The sequence below is a fragment of the Fundicoccus sp. Sow4_H7 genome (assembly GCF_052115865.1).
Classification (GTDB): Bacteria; Bacillota; Bacilli; order Lactobacillales; family Aerococcaceae; genus Fundicoccus_A.
Window position 1 is genome coordinate 84,170 of record NZ_JBQKME010000007.1, and the last position, 20,027, is coordinate 104,196.

The 20,027-nt window shown below is 37.0% G+C and carries 13 protein-coding genes; 1 reads left to right on the forward strand and 12 read right to left on the reverse strand.

What is annotated here, in order from left to right:
- Nucleotides 1–9 precede the first annotated feature (9 nt).
- The 10 genes from ACTQ54_RS08150 to ACTQ54_RS08195 all read right to left on the reverse strand — a co-directional run bounded on the left by ACTQ54_RS08150 (nucleotide 10) and on the right by ACTQ54_RS08195 (nucleotide 17,042).
- The gene (locus ACTQ54_RS08150; RefSeq protein ID WP_441755824.1) at nucleotides 10–1,242 is read right to left on the reverse strand and encodes a CamS family sex pheromone protein; all 1,233 of its coding nucleotides are present in this window, start codon (nucleotides 1,240–1,242) and stop codon (nucleotides 10–12) included.
- A 1-nt stretch (nucleotide 1,243) separates the two neighbouring features.
- Nucleotides 1,244–3,277 (reverse strand): NAD-dependent DNA ligase LigA, encoded by a 2,034-nt coding sequence (gene ligA / locus ACTQ54_RS08155; RefSeq protein ID WP_441755825.1) that lies wholly within the window; start codon nucleotides 3,275–3,277, stop codon nucleotides 1,244–1,246.
- Nucleotides 3,278–3,411: 134 nt separating this feature from the next.
- Nucleotides 3,412–5,727 (reverse strand): DNA helicase PcrA, encoded by a 2,316-nt coding sequence (pcrA, locus tag ACTQ54_RS08160; protein ID WP_441755827.1) that lies wholly within the window; start codon nucleotides 5,725–5,727, stop codon nucleotides 3,412–3,414.
- A 132-nt stretch (nucleotides 5,728–5,859) separates the two neighbouring features.
- On the reverse strand, nucleotides 5,860–6,993 hold the full coding sequence (locus ACTQ54_RS08165) for an ATP-grasp domain-containing protein (RefSeq protein ID WP_441755828.1): 1,134 nt from the start codon (nucleotides 6,991–6,993) through the stop codon (nucleotides 5,860–5,862).
- A 171-nt stretch (nucleotides 6,994–7,164) separates the two neighbouring features.
- Nucleotides 7,165–7,863 carry a glycoside hydrolase family 73 protein gene (locus ACTQ54_RS08170; RefSeq protein ID WP_441755830.1) on the reverse strand — a complete coding sequence of 233 codons (699 nt, stop codon included), beginning with the start codon at nucleotides 7,861–7,863 and terminating at the stop codon, nucleotides 7,165–7,167.
- A 41-nt stretch (nucleotides 7,864–7,904) separates the two neighbouring features.
- Nucleotides 7,905–8,435: a hypothetical protein gene (locus ACTQ54_RS08175; RefSeq protein ID WP_441755832.1), complete on the reverse strand. Its 531-nt coding sequence runs from the start codon at nucleotides 8,433–8,435 to the stop codon at nucleotides 7,905–7,907.
- 194 nt (nucleotides 8,436–8,629) lie between these two features.
- On the reverse strand, nucleotides 8,630–10,492 hold the full coding sequence (locus ACTQ54_RS08180) for a serine hydrolase (RefSeq protein ID WP_441755834.1): 1,863 nt from the start codon (nucleotides 10,490–10,492) through the stop codon (nucleotides 8,630–8,632).
- Nucleotides 10,493–10,672: 180 nt separating this feature from the next.
- Nucleotides 10,673–15,091 carry an FtsX-like permease family protein gene (locus ACTQ54_RS08185; RefSeq protein ID WP_441755836.1) on the reverse strand — a complete coding sequence of 1,473 codons (4,419 nt, stop codon included), beginning with the start codon at nucleotides 15,089–15,091 and terminating at the stop codon, nucleotides 10,673–10,675.
- A 30-nt stretch (nucleotides 15,092–15,121) separates the two neighbouring features.
- On the reverse strand, nucleotides 15,122–15,823 hold the full coding sequence (locus tag ACTQ54_RS08190; RefSeq protein WP_441755921.1) for an ABC transporter ATP-binding protein: 702 nt from the start codon (nucleotides 15,821–15,823) through the stop codon (nucleotides 15,122–15,124).
- A 28-nt stretch (nucleotides 15,824–15,851) separates the two neighbouring features.
- A complete protein-coding gene (locus ACTQ54_RS08195; protein ID WP_441755838.1) occupies nucleotides 15,852–17,042 on the reverse strand; it encodes a class I SAM-dependent rRNA methyltransferase in 1,191 nt (396 codons plus the stop codon).
- Nucleotides 17,043–17,190: 148 nt separating this feature from the next.
- On the opposite strand from ACTQ54_RS08195, the gene ACTQ54_RS08200 reads away from it, so the two are divergent.
- Nucleotides 17,191–17,772 carry a TetR/AcrR family transcriptional regulator gene (locus tag ACTQ54_RS08200; RefSeq protein WP_441755839.1) on the forward strand — a complete coding sequence of 194 codons (582 nt, stop codon included), beginning with the start codon at nucleotides 17,191–17,193 and terminating at the stop codon, nucleotides 17,770–17,772.
- Nucleotides 17,773–17,831: 59 nt separating this feature from the next.
- Here the strand turns inward: ACTQ54_RS08200 and ACTQ54_RS08205 are convergent, their stop codons facing one another.
- Entirely contained in the window at nucleotides 17,832–19,001 is a 1,170-nt protein-coding gene (locus ACTQ54_RS08205) for a hypothetical protein (protein WP_441755841.1), read from the reverse strand.
- 108 nt (nucleotides 19,002–19,109) lie between these two features.
- Entirely contained in the window at nucleotides 19,110–20,015 is a 906-nt protein-coding gene (locus ACTQ54_RS08210; protein WP_441755843.1) for an ROK family protein, read from the reverse strand.
- Nucleotides 20,016–20,027: the final 12 nt, after the last annotated feature.

Sequence of the window (20,027 nt, forward strand, 5' to 3'; positions counted from 1 at the left end):
TATTTATGCTTATTGACGGAAAATATATCCACTAAATTCACTACTCACAGCTGAACGGGAAACCACCGCTTCAACTCCAGCGATTGATTCAATTTTAATTTCAATGGGTATGCCTTCCGGTAAGCGGCTATAAGCCACATCCGTCACATATTGTGTGAGTGCTGCTATTTCTGTTTGTAAGTAAAACTGAGTCATTATATTGATGTTTAAGCTAGCTAAGCCACCATCAATATACAAAGCTTCTCCAGTTATCCCATTGAGATGCGGGAAGAAGCCTACAATATCTTCTGAGAATAAATCAAAATACATATATTGATCATTCGTCCCACCACCTAATTGTGGTAAGGCTACCCGATATTCATTACGATCAGTCCAGTCAGTGACATAGTTACCTTCACGCGAAATACCATCTGCAACATAAGTTCCACCAGAAATATCATTGTTAGGTGATTGACGGAATATCCCCACTACGATTGGAATATTTCTTAATTCTGGTGTATTTCTTAATCGGCCAACAATAATATTGGCATAAGCTTTACCCCGCTCACGCATTTCACCCATGGATATTTCTTGCTCATACTGATTGCCATCCGCATCTGTATATTGGTAAACACTGTTCATCGCTAGGCCAATAACGATACCGGCCATATTAAAGCCTTCTTCAGTCTCAACCATAATATTCTTTTCCATAATTTGCGTTAAATAAATGGGTGTTGCATTGGCATTAACGATGACTTGGTCTTCTTCTGGAGTAGACTCTTCTGCTGTAGGATCTTCAGGGGTTTCTGATGGATCAATTGAAGAGCTCTCCTCAACGGATTCTACGACTTCTGTGCTTTCTGGTAAAGCCGGATTTAAGCCTTCAGGATTGTCGGCTGATTCTCTATCCACCCAAGCAGTCATGGTACTTAAGTCAATAAGTTGACCTTCTTGTAAGAAATATTGATCAGTTGGAAAAATATCCTGACTGACCCTTACCAATCCCGCTTCAAATGCTTCCATATTCCCGCTAGAAGATAAACTATAGGAGGCGTTGGCTGCATCACTTAATTGATAGCGCCCATCACGAATGACCGCCCGGTAATAGTCATCAGAAATTTGATTGGATGTTGTTTGGACAGTTACTTGATTTAAAGATACTGGCTCTTGGGATGAAATTTCTTCATCCAAATTCGTCAAACACCCCGAAAGTAACAAACTAGCGCTTATGACTAGCGTTAATGGTTTAAACCACTTGTTCATCTTATTCTTCCCCTTCTTCTATATGAGCTAAAAATTGGGCTTCATCCCAAATTTCCACCTCTAAAGATTCTGCCTGGCTTAATTTGCTACCGGCATCCTCACCTGCGATTAAAATATCAGTTTTTTTAGAGACACTTCCCGTTACTTTAGCTCCATAACGTTCCAAAATAGCTTTGGCTTCTGGGCGAGAATAACGTTCCATTTTACCCGTCAAAACAACAGTTTTATCTAGCCAAAACGAATCTTCTAAAGCTGCTTGCGCTATCTCATCATCGTCTTCGTTTTCCATATTAATACCAGCTTCAACTAATCTTTGAATTAAGGTATGGCTTTCTGCTTGTTCAAAATAAGAAACAATTGATTGGCTAATCATTGGGCCAATTCCATCAATTGTCTCCAATTCATCTTCAGTTGCAGCCATAATCGCTGACATCGATTTAAATCGTCTAGCAATTAATTGAGCAGCATTCAAACCGACATGTCGGATACCTAAACCAAACAATAAACGTTCAAGTTCATTTGTTTTGCTGGCTTCAATCGCATTTAATAATTTGTTGGCAGATTGTTCTTTCGTATTATCCAACTTCAGTAAATCATCCATCGTGAGATAGTATAAATCAGCTACATCCTTAACCAAATCAATGGCTAGCATATTTTTAATTTTTTGACTACCAAGACCAACAATATTCATCGCATTTCTTGAGACAAAATGACTCATTTGAGCTAGACGCTGTGCTGGACATAGAGGATTCACACATCTTAAGGCCACTTCCCCTTCAAAACGTTCTAAAGACGAACCACATTCAGGACAGTGACTAGGTATTTTCAGCGGTTCACTGCTTTCATCACGTTCATCGATCAGAACACTTATGACTTCCGGAATAATATCTCCCGCTTTATGAATCATCACTTGATCATTTAAACGGACATCTAATTCTTTAATCAAATCAATATTATGTAAGCTAGCTCTTTGGACAATCGTACCTGCTAACTGTGTCGGCTCCATCACTGCAGTCGGAGTAATAACGCCTGTCCTTCCCACAGTCCAATCCACATCAATCACACGGGTTTGAGCTACTTCAGCCTGGAATTTATATGCAATCGCCCAACGTGGCACTTTAATCGTATAACCTAGCGCCTCTTGATGCGCAACTTCATTCACTTTGATGACAACCCCATCAATTTCATAAGGAAGGTCTTGACGACTGGCTTCAACCTCTTTGATATAGGCTTCAACTTCTTCAATATTTTGGCAGACTTTACGGAGTGGGTTCGTCCTCAAACCCGCTTCTTCCAATCCAGTAAATAACTCTGCTTGAGACGCAGGTCTAAAACTATCATTATATACTGCGCTATATAAAAAGATATTGAGCTGTCGACTGGCTGCTTCTTTAGGATTAATTTGTCTTAAACCACCTGCAGCAGCATTCCTAGGATTGGCAAAAGGTGTTTGCCCGGCTTCATCACGTTCTTCGTTTAATTTAACAAAGACATCTTTTGCCATATAAGCTTCCCCACGAATTTCTGTCGAAATATCTTGCGTGAGTCTTAAAGGTAGCGAACGGATAGTTCTTAGATTCGACGTAATATCCTCGCCAATTTCCCCATCACCACGCGTAGCGCCACGAACAAAGCGACCTTCTTCATAGGTCAAATTGATGGCCAAACCATCGATTTTACATTCACACATAAAGCTAACGTTTGTCCCGACCTGCCGTGTTACACGTTCGATAAAAGCGGCTACTTCATCCATATTAAAGGCATTTCCCATACTATACATAGGAGCGGCATGCCTTACTTTTTGAAAACCTTCACTTAATTCATCGCCCACTCTTTGTGTAGGTGAATCTGTTGTAATCCATTCAGGGTGTTGGTTTTCAATCGTTTCTAATTCTCGATATAGTTGATCATATTGTTCATCAGAAATGGTAGGTTTATCGAGTACATAATATTGATAGGCATAATCATTTAGTTGTGTTTTTAAATCTTCTAGTCTTTGTCTTTGCAGACTATTTGATTGTTCAGATGCTTCCATAACCGAACTCCTTTGCATCAAAATTAGAACATTATCCATCCTAGTATATCAAAAAACTGTTAAATATGCGTACTAATTATCGACATTTAATGTTTGCTTAAATAAGCACTAATCAGCTTGTGCCACGCATTATTTTAAACTTTTTTGATTGGAGCAAAACCGGCTAATAATTCTTTAATTCCTTGAGATTTAAAGGCAATACTTAAAGTCGTGTCTTGCTTATTTTCTTTCACTTGCACAATGGTGCCTAAGCCCCAGGCCTTATGTTCAACGGTGTCGCCCACTTTCCAATCAATTTTTTCAGCGCTTTGATGGATCGTTGTTTTGATAGGGCGATTTTTACTTAAATTCACTTTATTCGAAGCGGAACTTGATTGTCGAGAATTCCGGCTTGTGACAGTCACACGATTAGACTGTAATCGATGTTGGAAGCTTAGACCAATGCGCTCTAAATATTGGGGATCAATTTCTTCAATAAAGCGACTCGGTAAATTTTGCTGATAACGTCCATAAAATAAGCGGCTTTGCGCAGAAAGAATATAAAGAACTTTTTCTGCCCGCGTCATCGCAACATAAGCAAGTCGGCGCTCTTCTTCTAACTCATCATCACTTTCTGCTGCTCGACGTAGAGGGAAAAGACCCTCTTCCATCCCCACAATAAATACATATGGAAATTCCAAACCTTTTGCCGCATGCATCGTCATTAAAGTAACTTGAGACGAGCTTTCGGTATCATCAGCTACATCGCTAACTAAAGAAATATCGGTCAGAAATTGGGTTAAAGCAGCGATATTTTCTTCTTCTTGGCCATCATTTTCAGCATCTTGTTCAATAAAATCAGGATCTGTTTCTTGAATCGTCACTGTTTCTGATTCATCAAATTGCTGGGTAACCGACGCAAATTCATCTAAGTTTTCAATTCGATTTTGCGCTTCTAGCGATCCTTCTTCTTGTAATGCCATGACATAACCTGTTTGCTCCCAAACTTGTTGCACAAGCTCTGTAATATTTAGAAATTCTGCCTGTTGTTGTAGAGCTTTAATCAAACGTCTAAATGATGATAGCTTTTGAATGGCAGCCTTAGGTAAATTAGAATGAGGGAGTTCTTCAATGGCATTAAACCATGAAAGATTCATACTATCAGCAAAATCTGCCAAACGTTCAACGGTTGTGGGGCCAATCCCTCTTTTAGGTACATTCACAATTCGATTAAAGCTAATATTATCATTGGGATTATCAATTAAACGTAAATAAGCTAAGGTGTCTTGAATTTCCTTTCTAGAGTAGAATCTTAAACCTCCAACAATTTTATAAGGCAAATTAGCCTTTAAAAATTGGTCTTCTAAGTTACGTGACTGGGCTTGGGTACGATAAAGAACGGCAAAATCATGATTTTTAAGTTGATAGTCTTGTTTAGCCGATAAGATTTGTTGGATAACAAAAGAAGCCTCTTCAATGTCCGTACTAGCTTTATAATATTTAACTTTGCTTCCTTCTTCTGCTTGCGTCCAAAGTTTTTTATCTTTACGGTTAATATTGTTTTCAATCACACTATTCGCAGCATTTAAAATATTTTGCGTTGAACGGTAATTTTGTTCCAATAAAATTACGGTGGCATTAGGATAATCTTTCTCGAAATTCATAATATTTTCCATATTAGCCCCACGCCAACCATAAATACTTTGATCAGCATCTCCTACAACACAGATATTTTTTAACATACCTGCTAATAGCTGAACAAGCTGATATTGACTTTGGTTAGTATCTTGATATTCATCCACGTGAATATATTGAAACTTGTGTTGGTAAAAAGAGCGAACTGTTTCATTATTTTGCAAGAGTCGCACAGTTAGCAAAATTAAATCATTAAAATCCATCGCATTCGCCGCTTTTAGTTTCTTTTGGTAAAGTGAATAGACATTTCCGTTAATCTCGTCAATGTATCCTGAATGGGTCATTTTATAGTCTTTAGGTAATTGATTATTATTTTTAGCTTCATCAATCATCCACAGCATATCTTTTGGATTAAAACGATTGGTATCTAAATTTAACTCTTTTAAAACTTGTTTCATTAGCGTCTTTTGCTCGTCCTGGTCAATGATCGTAAAATTACGTTCATAACCAACATGCTCTGCTTCACGTCTTAAAATACGGGCGCACATGGCGTGAAAGGTAGAAACCCAGATAGAATCGGCAGCATCTTGTACGAGTGCCGAAATTCTTTCCTTCATTTCATTAGCTGCCTTATTCGTAAAGGTGATAGCTAATATATTCCAAGGATTGACTTGTTTTTCAGCAATCAGGTAAGCCATCCGGTAAGTTAGGACACGGGTCTTCCCACTTCCGGCTCCAGCAGCAATTAACAAAGGGCCTTCTGTCGTTAAAACAGCCTTCTTTTGTTGATCATTTAAGGTATTTATTTGGTTCATTAATTGTGTCGACACAAACATTCCTCCAATCATGTGAAAAACGGACAACTTGTCCGTTATATAGCATTCATTTCACACTTTTATTTCCTTGTATATTATAACAAAAAATAACAGTAAGCGATGCTAAACAGCAATGCCTACTGCTATAAAAAATTAATCAAAATGATTAATTTCAGTTAATTCAATTTGACGCTTACAATTCGCTATTGAATCCCCATTTATAATGACATGACCGATTAAATCTTGTGGTTGATTTCCTAGAGGATTGAAGAGCACAAAACTCCAATCTGTCCGTAACATATATTGGGTTAGAACTTTTTCAATGTTTAATGAAGCCAGTGGAATAGCAATGGCCGCTTGGCTAAGAGGTCTTAAATCCGGTAAAGGCAGACCAACTAATGCCCTTAGAGACACATCAAAATGTGAATCGGACATTGAACCAATCGTAAATATTGCTTCTTCATTTAATCCAATGCTGGCATTATTAATATAAATAACTCCGGCTGAGGTGATGAGAAATTGAATGGTTAAAGGGCCAATTAAATTCAGACTTTCAGCAATCATCAGGCCTAATCGATTAAGTTCTTGCTCGATCATTGGTTGAATAGATGCTGGATAGCGAACCTGTGTGCCAATATTTTCTGTCTGGATCACTTCAAAAACAGGATAAACCAACATTTCACCACGCTCATTACGAATGACTGTTAACGACGCTCTTTTTTCAGCTGGAATCCATGCTTCTAAAATACAAGTTGATTCTTCAACTTTTAATTCAGCTTCTGGGAAATCTTCTTCACTATATAAAACAATATGGTCATGCGCGTGATTAGTATGTCTTTGAGTTGTCTTTAAAATACATGGAAACCCAATATATTCAATCGCTTCTTTAATGTCTGATAAATTGGTCACCATAGAAAATGGTGCAACTAAAGCTTTAATCGAATCTAAATAGGCCTTTTCAATTAATCGATCTGTCGTAATCGCAATTAAATCTTCTGACAAAGGCATATCCGTTACTTCATTTAATAATAAATAATCTCGATTGGTTAATAAACTTTTCTCAGTCACAACAAGATCGACACGACTACCAAATTGTTGCAAGACTTCATCCGTCAACCTCTGAGTGACCGTTTGCCAACTCGAAAATTGCCTCACAGGATTGATTTCATTAGTAACCAAACTAGCAACTCGATAACCTAGTTTCCCTGCAGATTGAGCCAGTAGTGCCGAAGCCATAGAATTGCCAATAATTCCTATTGTTTCACCAGGATAATGTCTCTGGGGCATTCAGCCATCTCCTTATAAACTTAATAAATACTACTATAACGTTACTATAGGCGATTGAGCCTCTTATTTCAAATGTTTTTCAGCTTTTGTATATTACAGTTCGGTAACTAAGACTTATTCTGTTTCTAACTCGGTCGAATCATTTGTAATGGCAGTCGGGGTTGAAGTTGTTTATTCTACTAAATCATATTGCTGTAAATCATATTGATTGATTAAATTAATGATCTTATCGGCATAATTTGGGTCAGTGGCATAGCCAGCTTTTTGTAAGCCTTCAGCTTGTTCAAAGGCTGTTTCGGCATTAACAACAGGGTCATAAAAGTCACTATCCCAACTCGTTCCATAATATAATAATTCAGCATGAGCCTGCATAGACGCTTCACGGCTAGGATAGACCTTAAAGCGATCAACAATTTCAATCCATTCATCATCTACATACTCTGAGGTTAGATAATCGACTCCCTCGGGGTCAGCTGCTGAGGTTTTAACACCGAACAAATTATTATGGGCACTGGCTAATTCACTTTGACCAAATTCAGATTCAAGCATGGCCTGTGCCATTGAAACAGAAGCAAAAATCCCATACTCCGATTGTAATTGCTGGGCTTTTGGTGCAATTGACTCGACAAATTCGATTCGGCTATCATCTTCAAATGATGTAAATTCTGTAAATTGTAAGCCTGTTTGATTCCGAACTTGTATTGCTAACAATACAAACAAAATACCAAGAATGGTTAAAAAAATCGTCATCTGCCCCACCCGTTTCGTCAGCGAATGATAATATGACTTTAAGGTTTTTAGGAAGGAGGAAGATTTCGTTTTTTTCTTATACTTGCTTGTTTTTCTTTTAACTTGCTTATTTCTTGCCATAATTTCACCACTTAAGAGATATTAAGCGGTAAAACTACCGCTTAATTATTAGTATCCTTTAATTTCTCACTTTCGTCATCAAACCATTGTAGGAGTTTTACCTCATCATAGGCAATTTGTTGTCTTAAAACACCTGGTAAACGAATCTCAATGATATCATTATAGCCCCAGAAATTATAGTCAGCGATCAATTGTAAGATTGTCATATTCGATTTACGGTTACTATCTTCTTCATTTAAATCCGAATGATGCCATTCTAGGCGAACCATTCCATGGTTAACCCATGTTTTGGCTATTTGATATTTGAGATATTTATATTCCGTCACTGGATCAGCCATTATTTCTGGAATAATTTCGGCATTACGGACAACTTTTTGAACTAACATCCATTCATAATCGGTAAACAAAGTACTTAAAATCTTAATGTTTTCATATTTTAAGCCCTGTTCCCCTTTTTTCCAACGATCCCAACTTTGTGGTGAAATACCCAATTTTTCTGAATAAAAGGCTTTTTCACTCACATACTTTTCCTTTATAACGGACACAACAATTTGAATTAATGCTGAGTTCATTTATATCACCTTCCACGTGTATTTTTTACTTAATTATACACCTGTTAGGTTAATTTGCAACTAGGATGACCTCAATTTATTACATAAAAAACCGAACAATCTTTATAGTTGCCATGACATCGTCGCCATGTGTGAATTACTATAATTGATTGTGCGGTTTTTATTGCTTTAATTACACTTTTATTAAATATTGTCTAGTCAAAGCGGTAGCGATAAGTTTGTGTACTTTCGTCATACCACCATGTAGGTTCAACACGTTGACCATTTGCATTCACAATACTACGGTCTGGTAAATAAATATTCTCATTTGTATTCTCAACATATTGAATATAATACTCACCTGATCCAGCACCTGTTGTCGGTGTTGATTCTGTTTGTTCAGACTCTTGGCTTACAGGAACTTCTTCAGATTCAGTTTCATCAATAATCGTCACTTGTTCGGCTGACTCTGATTCCGACTCTGATTCAGATTCTAATTCTGATTCTTCTTCGGTCTCTTCTGCAATTTCACCTGTTTCAAAGTAAGTAACTAACTCTAAAACCGTATCGGCTGTAGCAACTACTACCGCTTCAGAATCGCTAAAGTCTGTTACTAGACTTACCACAATATAAGCAGCATCTTCGGTTTCTAAAATTCCTGAATAATATTGATTTGATGTATCTGTATCTAATGTTGCTAATTCATAGCGTCTGGTTACTTGTTCATTACCCACTGGATATTTTTCTGTTAATGGGGTTTGTAACAAGACTTCTTTAAAGGCTTCATCCATTTCTGGCGAAATTAATTCATCATTTGCTAGTTGGTCAAGTAATAAAGCAATATCTTGTGCACTTGTAAACGAACCAGAAATCGCTCCATTATCTGATACGGATAATAATTGATTGATTTTAGTTGAGAAATAGCCTTCTTGTGCAGCCCACATATTAAAGCTATTTGGACCACCGGTTGCTTGAATTAGGTGATTAACTGCCGAAACATCATGATCTTGCACAACAGCTAAAATGATTTCGCTCACTAATAATTGTGACCCATCTTCAGCTTGTGCTACAGGCGTTTCTTGGTTCCCTGCTTTCAAATCATCTAAAATGGTAATGGATGAATCTAGCGTAAAGTCACCGTCTTCTATCGCTTCATATGTTGCTTGTAGGACAAACCATGAAATCAAGTTTGAAGCTTCCACACTATGGTTATCATAAACGAAAGGCACATCGGCTGTCGTATCATTAAATACCGCTGAAATTTCACCTAGATCATTCAAGTGTGTATTGATGGTATCATTGAATTGTTCAAACTGTTCTGCATTAATGCCTGAATCTGGTAGTTCAATGTCAACCGTTTGATCAATTCCTAGTCTTTGTGACTTCACTTGTAAAACTTGTTCTTGGTTATCCACCGCTACTACTTGCAAGCTAGGATCATTATACGAAATTGTAATTGTTTGATCTTTGTGTAGTAAGGAGAAATCCTCAATGTCAGTCGTTGAACCATTGGAATTAATAGCAAATTCAAAATCACCAGCTGTTAAATTCCCTAATGGCTTGTTGAATTCTAACTCTACATTAATGATTGGATAATCATCGGTATTGACCATTGAATTATCAATTGTTATTTCTGCAACTTCAGTTTCTTCACTTTCTGAAGTTGATTCCAAACTTTCAGCAGAATCTTCTTCAGTATTAGAATCGTCAGTTGATTCTGAATCAACTGAATCTGTAACGGCTACTGAAGTACTTTCACCTTCGCTAGAACTTTCAGATTCTTCACTGATACTTTCAACAACATGGGTTTGATTATCATTACCAAATCCTAATTGGTCCCATAAACTGCTAGCTAACCCTGGTCCATACATGATTAGTAAAAATAGTACAGCTACAGCTAGCAAAATTTTTACTAAATTCCATACAAAACCACCAACATTACGCTTTTTTCTTGTTCTTGGTACAACTTCTTGCACTTCTTTTTGGTTTTTAGTAACTTCTTTCTCTGAAAAGACATGTCCACAATATGCACATTGATTTTTACTTCTAACTTCTCTACCACAGTTAGGACACTGCATGCAATTTCCTCCTAAATGTCATTTAAATACAAAATTAAATTTGTATGTTACTTCCTGAATTGTAGCACAATTTACTTCTATTTTACAGTTACAATATGATTACCTACATTATTAAGCTATTTTTTTAGATAAAAAAAGTGCAAGAAACTTTTCCTTACACTTTTTTATTGACAGTGATATTTATTCTACGGCTTTTAGAGCTTCAACCATATCGATTTTCTTCAGTTTAAAATGCATCGCCAGCATAACGATGGATGCAAAAACAAAGGTAATAATCACCGATAAAATATAATCCATTATGGTAATCCTTGGATAAAATAGGAGATTATTCAATTGCATGGTTTTCATAATATAATGATTTAAAACTGTTCCTAAACCGAGTCCGATCAATGATCCGATGAAGGTTAAAACAAGTACCTCGGATGCAATATACATCGTTACTTCTCGATTATAAAAACCTAAGACTTTAATGGTTGATAATTCTCGCATCCGCTCTGCCACATTAATGTTGGTTAGATTATATAAAACAACAAAGGCTAAACCGGCCGCTGATATAATCAAAACAATTGTAATTAAGTCTAAACTTTCCATTGAGTTTTTCGCACTACTACTAATGGTTTCAACATTCACAACGGCTAAAACAGATGCTTCCTCTGAAATTTCTTCTTCAAATAAAGCTTGGTCAGTATCGGCTTGATAGGCTAAATAATAACTATTCGTGATTGGTTCGTCTTCGAATATTTCTTCAAAGTCTGCCTGCGTCATATAGAGATAATGACCAATATAGTTTTCAGTAATGGCGCCTACTTTTATTTCATAAGGTTGATTCTTCGAATCCTGTAGATGAAAAGTATCCCCTACACCGATGTTTAAGTATTCAGCTAAGCGTTCGGTGATGACAGGACCTGTTGTGAATAAATCCAGTGTTGATTCAGCATCTCGTTCACGGATAGTTATTATCTCTGTAAAGTTATCATCCATTGGGACGATGACACTGACCGATTGACTTGCTTCTTGCGTATTGGTGTCATAATTAACAGTATAAGCTTGGTTGTATAATTCAATATCTGCTTTTTGATCGACCAAGGCTTGGAAGTCACTTAATTCTGATTCGCTTAAGTCGTCTTCTAACATTAGGATACTATCATAACCATGTAAGTCATCAAATTGTGCACTAACAATATTTGAAATGGTTGTTGAAATACCAAATCCGGTGACAATTAACATGGTACAGCCCGCGACACCGATGACGGTCATTGAATTTCGGCCTTTGTATCTTAATAAGTTCCGAATCGTCATCTGTGTTTTGTAACTTAGGCGACGCCATAAGAAAGTAGCACGCTCGATTAAGGTCTTCTTACCTGCTTTAGGTGGTTCCGGCTGCAGTAAGAGTGCCGCTTGGGTTTTTAAAATACCATAAGGAGTCGTAATTGCGGGTATAAGCGCACAACCAATCCCAATGATAGCGACAGAGATATTTAATAGGATTGAAATTTCAACAATTGGTGTATCAAAGTAGAATAATAAATTATAGGCATTAACAATCACTGGTGGAAAAATAACATAGCCTAATATAATTCCCACAATAACGCCAAGAATGCTCGCTAAACCGGCATAAGAAATGAATTTAGATAGAATGACGTGGTTAGGATAACCCATTTGCTTCATGGTTCCCATATAATTTCTTTGTTCACTTGCCATTCGTTTGATTGTCGTAAAGGTTACTAGAATCGCAATACCAAAAAAGAAGACCGGGAAGATATTACTGATCACCGTAATTTGTTGGGCATTTTCGTATACGGATTGATAGGCGTCAAAACTATCTCTTTGATTAACAAAATAAATAGGTGCCGTGAGATCCTCTAAGGCAATTTTCGCATCATTTAGATCGATTTGCCCTTGTCGTAAATCGACCATTGCTTTATTGGCTTCTTTGTTAAAAGCAATTTGACTGGCTCTTAGATTTTCTTGGCCGATTTCTAGTGCCATCCGACCATCCATGGCTTCATCGCGACCAGCCTGTAACGACGCGTAGCCATCAATGATTTCTTCTTTTGCTTCGAGTAATTCTTCATAACCTGCTTCAAGTTCTGCTTGACCCGCGTAAAATTCTTCCCAACCAGCTTCTAGTTGTTGACGACCAGACTCTAATTCTTTGGCTGCCTGATTGAGTGCCGCAAGGCCTTGAGCTCTTTCTGTCTCAAAGACGGACCAGCCATTGTCCAATGCCGCTTGACCTGCTTGGTATTGCGCCAAACCAGAATAATAACTTTCCCAACCTTGATCCAATGCTGCTTGGCCTTGCGTGATTTCTGCTTCTGCTTGATTCAATTGGTCTACAGCTTCTGTTAAGAGTGTCATTTGTTCATTTAGTTCTTTTTCTTGAGCACGCAATTCATCTAGCTGTGCTTGTAGTGCATCATAATCGAGATTACGGTCGATTTCTCTTAACTGATTTAATTCAGCCTGCTTTTGATCACGTTCAGCACGTAAATCTTCTAAGCGACTTTGATTATTTGCTTTTTCAGCCTGTAAGTTTTCCAAAGCTACTGATGCTTGTTGAAAATTACTTTCTGCTTGATAAGTCACATTAGTTTGTGCTTCCACTGCCGCTTGACTATTCGCAAACTCAATTTCCGCTTGTGAAATCTCTGCATTTAAACTATCAATTTGAGCCTGATTGTTTTCAGGATCAGCCAACAAAGCAGCTCTTTGACTGTATAAGGAATCCAGGTAAACTTGTTGGTCATTCAATTGATTTTGTTGACTTGCCAAAATTTCTTGTTGATAATACCAATCTGACTCGGCCGTTTGCACTAGTTGTTGTTGCGCATCTACGGCTGTTTGATTATCAAGTGTTAATATTTCAAGTTGACTGATTTCAGCATCTAAACTGGCAATTTTTCCCTCTAAAGTCTGAATTTGTTCCGGAAGAGTTGCTAATTCTTTTTCTAAGCGGTCAATTTCAGCTACAATCGTTTCACGTTGGCTGCCTAGTTCTGCTAATAAATCCGCTAATGAAATATCCGTTGATAAACCGAGTCCTTCTAGCAACGCTTTTAGCTCTTCATTTTCTGCAACTAATTCTTCCTGGGCTTGTTCAAGTGAAATTTCACCTGCTAAAAGCTGTGTTAACAGACCTTCAGACTGGCCCATAAATTGATCGAGTTCAGCTAATTGATTTTGGGCTTGTGTTAATTGATTAATGAGCTCAGCATTATCACTTTGCTCAATTTGCGTTTGCAAAGCAGCTTGTGCCGCTTGAATTTGCTCTCTTTGACTGCTAATGGCTCCAATTAATTCTTCACTGGTCATGTCACCATTTGAGACAGACCCAATGATTTCATTCATAAATTGTTGACGCCCACTGATTAATTCTTGCCTTCCTAAGTCAAGTGCTTCTTGCCCAGCCACTAATTCTTGGTAACCAGAAGCCAGTTCAGCCTGCACTTGATTTAATAGAGCTTGATTATTTATTAAGGTTTCTTCGCCTAAGGCAATGCCGTTATAATAGGCTTGTAATCCATTTTGGTATTCAGCAAAACCCGCATCATAGCTTGCTTGGTTTTCTACTAATAAAGCTTCCGCTGATTCAAGATCTGCTAAGCCAGCCTTATAGTCATCTACACCTTCTTGATAAGCAATCAAACCTTCTTTAAAATCAGCTTCTCCTTTGGCTAATTCATCCAAGCCAGCATAATAATCCTGCCAGCCTTGTTGCAGTTCTTTTTCCGCTTCTGTTAAAGCTGCTGCTCCATCAGATAATTGTCGATAGCCATCATCGATTTCAGCTTGTCCATCAGCAATCGCCTCATTTATTTCATTTTGCAAGCTAGCAAAACGCACTTCGGGCCTGCCATCAAACGCCACTTCTAATGATTCATGTACAGAATTCACCTCTTGATTATATTCATCGGTATAAGCATCAAATTGAGACGCAGCATCCACCCAATAATAAGCCTCTGTGTAAATATCTCCGGCTACAGCCGTATCAGTAACCACAGCAAAGACATTATTACCGCCTTGTCCACGTGAAATTCTTTCAAAATAAATCGGTGTTTCCACATAGCCGACTACTTCAAAGCTAGAGTTTTTGAAATGAGGGGCAGTTGTATCATCTTCAGAATTCGATTCATCCGCTTCTAAGTTAACCGTGTCTCCAATTTCAACCATTACATCAATTTGCCCATCTAAATACTTTCGGTCTAAGGCAATTTCATTATCAGCTTCTGGTAGGCGCCCTTCAACCACCTTGTAAAAGTTCGTTTTTTCTTCTCCATTATAAGTTAAGATTTTTCCATATTGATTACTGGGTTGAATCGTCGCCTGTACCGACTGCATGGGTAAAACAGTAATGCCTTCTTCTTGCATTAATATATCGATATCTTCATCTTCTAAGCCCAATGTTGATAAGATCTGCCCATCCGGTAAGCGATAGCTTTCAAAATGGATTCTCGCGGTATTTAACATCGAAGGACCTGTCGCACGAATTCCCACAAAAAAAGCAACCCCTAATGCGATGATTGCAAATATTGATAGAAAACGTGGGAAGGACTTCCTTATTTCTCTTAAATTATCTTTCCATATAACCTTATTCATACGCATCGCCTAATCTTTTTAACAGACTCTCTACCATGAGATCTCATCTACTTTTTTAGGTGTATCATGGATATCAACCGAACCTACTTTTCCGTTTCGAATATTAATGACCCGATCAGCCATTTCCGCGATATTTGAATTATGGGTGATAACAACAACCGTTGTATTATTTTCTTTACATTCCTTTTGTAATAAAGCTAAAATTTGTCGACCTGTACCTTGGTCTAGAGCTCCCGTTGGCTCATCACATAAAAGCAACTTTGGTTTTCCAGCAATTGCTCTTGCAATCGACACTCGTTGCTGCTCACCGCCTGATAATTGAGCCGGAAAGTTATCTAAGCGTTCTGACAACCCACAAGAATCTAAAACTTCTACAGCATCAGCACCACTATTGGATATTTGAATCATTAATTCGACATTTTCTCTAGCCGTTAAATTAGGAACTAAGTTGTAGTTTTGGAAAACAAATCCTACGGAGTTCCTTCTAAAAGTGGTTAATTCTTTTTCATTATAATCAGCAATATTTTCTCCATCTAAAATCACTTCTCCGGAAGTTGCTTGATCCATCCCGCCAATGATATTTAAAGTGGTTGATTTCCCAGCACCTGAAGGGCCTAAAATAACAACAAACTCACCTTCTTCAATTTCAAAATTAATTCCATCATTAGCACGTGTTACAACTTCGCCATTACGGTATTCTTTTACTACATCATTTAATTCAATGTAAGCTATTGTCATCTTCTCCCTTCATTATTATTTATTAATTACGATAGTAGACAAACACTTTTAGATATTGACTTTCCAAATCAGCTGTTGTTGGAAAATCCTCAGGCAAGCCAAATTGTTGTATCAATTGAATATTCATCTTATTTTCTTCAATGGCACGATTAATATCTTGTTGAAAACTATTTTTAAAATATGTACTATGATTTGTACTTAAAATACATAAACCACCTGGCTTCGTCAGCGCAAATAAATCCTTAGCTAAATTTTTATAGTCATTTTCAACTTTAAATTGGGTCTTTTTCGTTCGGGCAAAGCTCGGAGGATCACAGACAATCAAATCAAATTGCAGCTCATGACGTTTAGCATATTGGATATAATCAAACACATCCATCACACGAATTTCATGTTGTGGTTGGACTGCTTCAATACCATTTAGCTGAAATTGTTCTTGCGATTTTTCTAAAGAACGTTTAGCAACATCCACACTAACGGTTTGTTCTGCTCCACCGACAGCTGCAGCAACAGAAAATGCAGCCGTATACGAAAATAAATTCAACACTCTTAAAGACTGACTTTGTGTTTTAATATATTGTCGCACTTCGCGCTGATCAAGAAAAATCCCTGTCATCCAATCAGATCCAAGATAGACAGCATATTCGACGGCATTTTCTTTAATGATAAGCGGTTGTGGTGCTTCTTGACCGTAAGTCAATTCGATTGCTTCTTCATCGGCTTCTACTTTAAAACGTTTTGTTTCATATACAGCTTTGATATGAGGTAATTGATGAATTAATTCATCCAATATAGCTTGTCTAAAACTATAAATCCCTTTTGAATACCAATTGAATTGAACATACTGGTCATACCAATCTACGGTTAAGCCTGCCAGGCCATCACCTTCACCATTTATCAAACGAAAGGCAGTGGTATTTATTTCATTAAATAGATCTTGACGTAGTAAAAGGGCAGCCCGTATACTCGATTCAATCCATTCTTCGTCAAATTGTTCTGCTTCATCGCGCGTAAATACCCAGCCGATTCCTTTATTTTGACGGCTGAATAAAGCTTTGGCAACAAATGTATGGTCTGAGGTAAATAAATCCATCTGCGTACCATCACTGACTTGCTTCAACTTATTTTCATGCATAAAATTGTCTTCTTTAAGTAAATATCTTCCGTGTTCAATTTGGTTTTTCGTTTTATCCGTGATATATAATTGGGGCATGTTTTTAGCTTCCTTTTTGTCGTCTACTTGCATTTTATTTATGCAGTGTTACAATAGTAACACCTAAACTCAAGATATTCAAATAAAAACTTGAGGCTGTGACAAAATCGTAAAGTTTGATACATCTATTTGATAAGGAGTGTTTAAATTGGTTAAGAATTCCTACAATCAAGAAGCCAATTTATTAACAAAAGAAGCATTACAACTTGCCTTGCTGAAGTTACTAAAAAATCATTCGATCGAAGACTTAAGTGTGACTCAACTGACTAAAGAAGCCGGTGTATCACGGATGGCTTATTACCGTAATTATGAATCCTTAGACCATTTACACCGTGAAGTCTTCGATCAATATTTTATGCAAGTTTTTGAAAAAGGCGGTAAATACTTAGTAACAGGTGATTTTTATAATTTTTGGAATTTTCTCTTTGAATACTTATACAATGATAAGGTCATCATCACGCTAATTCGCTCAACCCATAATACTTTCCTATTAGATATTTTAAATGAAACTTTCTGTGATCATATCACCGACATTCAATTACGGTATTCAACGCGTGCAATGTTAGGTTGTGTGTTTAATATCCTAACGGAGTGGATCGACAGTGATTTTAATTTACTAGCCAGTGACATTGCAAACTTATGCATGCGATTTACCATTCATGACCTAGATGCTAGCCATCTACAAGCCATACCTGCTAACTATTTAAAAGCAAATTTAGATGAGAAATAATCAAAAAACCGAATTTCTAAATGACTAACGAAAAATGTCATTTAAAAATTCGGTTTTATTTATTTGGCATTAATTAATTCTGTCATAATATAATTAAATTCTTTTTCACTCATCCGTTGGATATCATCTAATTTGACAACCTCTTTGTCCGTCGGTTGAATACTGAAATCGATTTGAAACTCATAGGATTTGAAATTAGCTGTATTGGACGTAAATAAATTCAACTGAAAATTTTCTGTAATACCTAAAAGTGTAATATGAAAACGTCCCGTCGTATCGTTATAGGCAATTCTAACATTAGTTATTTTATCGATAATATCTGAGGTTTTAACATACAATTCTGAATTAACGCGGTTAATAGCATTATACTCTTCTGCATTATAGTAATTCGGCAATAATTCATCGGCTAGAATGGATTGGTAATTCAATTCAAAATCTAAACCACGATTATGCACATTCAAATCTATGCTATTCGTTAAGTTTACTTCAAACACATCCGGATCAACCGTACTCGGATTCATTGAAATAGAAGACGTAATGACTTGCCTTAACAAATCATTGCGACGCATTAACAAATCAGGAATTTCCAAACGTTCAAGACTAATAAAATAATTATCTTTAATCCGGTGAACTTTTGCAGGTGATATTTGAAGCAACCGTTCTAAATCAGGCAATAATAGCAACTGTTCCAACAAAGGTTCGCTCAGATTATTACGATTAATGGTATCTATTTCAAGATAATAGTCTAAGTATGGATTGATGTGCTTATCAAAGTCGAAAGAAAAATGGGGCTTATCAAAAAATGCCATGGAATCTAAGAAGGCAAATTGATCAGTATAAGCCAATTCAAAATTATTGTAGCCGAGTAAATTTAATTGATAATGATCAGGATAAAAATTACTATTATAAAAATTAAAAGTCGCTTCAACATTTTCCTCTGCATCGCCATACCAAATGATATGAGTCATACGTTTATTGTTCCGATTATTCATTAACATATAATCAATCCGGTAATGCTCAAGTTGACTTAATTTCCTTAATTTACTCACAAGATACTCTAATTCATTCTGTGGTAAATTCGCTTCTGATGCCGGATTTTCAAGTTCTTGCTCAATATTACTCTTACTTAAAAACTGCGCGTTAACATTGGTTTCTCCTATAAAAGCCAACAAAATAAATATCATCAAAAATTTAAGCCAGAATGGCTTATTTCGCTCTTGTTTCGTCATCCGTCACCTCACTTAATTTGATTTTCATTTGCTCTATTATAGCAAATTCTACCTCTTTTAGGAAAAAGAGGGAGAAGAATTAAGTAAATGTTAGAATTATCCTATTAATTAATCAATCACCAGCCAAGCGGACCCAAGAAGCCCATTGTCACTTCCAATTTTAGACAGAGCGATTCTCTCTAAAATATGTTCTTGTTCAGGGTGCAACCATTGCTGGAGATATTTATTTAAGGAATTTAAATAGTGAGGGTTTTTAAGCACAACACTTCCGCCCAAAGTTATGGCTGTGGGATCCAAGTAGCATACCATATGATAAATGGCCTGAGCCAGCTCTTTAATCGATGATTCAACAATTGTAAAGCCAGGTTCCGTTTGTTGTTGCCAGTCCGCAAATACTTCTGCGGTTGTTATTGTATCATTTTGATAGTCTAAACGAGCTTTGCGTTGAATCCCTGGACCAGCGGCTAATTTTTCAAGGGTATTAAAAGGTTCTGCTTGCCCCGTCGGGAAAAAACCGACTTCGCCCGAAAAACCTGCCCCTCGTAAAATTTTGTTATTAATCAAGGTGGTACTAGCAATCCCCGTTGAAATAGTCAAATAAGTAAATATCTCATCTTGCTTCAAGACCGCATCGCGATATTCAGCTAAAGCGGCTACTTTCACATCATTATCAATCGCAATTTTAGTATTTGGGAAGATGGCTTGTAATTTTTCAACTACAGGGAAATTCGCCCACGGCAAATTATTTTGATATATCGCAAGACCGTTCTCTGCATCCACTTTACCTGGTACTCCTAAGCCAATCCCTGTAATATCAGCTAAATTTAATTGGGCATCCTTTAAAATCGCTTGGATCATGTCAGCGACAGTCTCTAATAATATTTCTGCTGAAGTGGTTGGTGTTGGTTGATGTTGTCGATGAGAAATATTTCCCAAGGTATCAATTAAGGCAGCAGCAATTTTTGTGCCACCAATATCCACACCAATCGCCACAACCGCTTGATCATTCATCATTTAATCAACCTT